The sequence below is a fragment of the Streptomyces lushanensis genome (assembly GCF_001700515.1).
Taxonomy (GTDB): Bacteria; Actinomycetota; Actinomycetes; order Streptomycetales; family Streptomycetaceae; genus Streptomyces; species Streptomyces lushanensis.
Genome location: NZ_MAUD01000429.1, coordinates 366 through 630, shown reverse-complemented (window position 1 = coordinate 630; position 265 = coordinate 366). Strand labels below are relative to the sequence as shown.

The following is a 265-nucleotide window of genomic DNA, read 5'->3' as shown; positions in this document are numbered from 1 at the left end:
CGGCGCTATGTCGCGGCGAAGGTCCTCCAGCAGAGCGACGCGCACACCCTCCTCCGCTTCGTCCGGGAACAGGCGCTCAGAATCGATCATCCCCATGTCCTCGCCCCGGCAAGCTGGGCCGCCGACGACGACAAGGTGCTGTTCACCATGGATCTGGTGAGCGGCGGATCGCTGGCGCATCTCATCGGTGACTACGGACCGCTGCCGCCCCGCTTCGTCTGCACCCTGCTCGACCAGCTGCTGTCCGGGCTCGCCGCGGTGCACG

1 pseudogene is annotated in these 265 nt (G+C 68.3%); it reads left to right on the top strand.

The window, feature by feature from the left end:
- Positions 1-265: pseudogene (locus BFF77_RS37250) on the top strand (serine/threonine protein kinase); the annotation flags it as partial.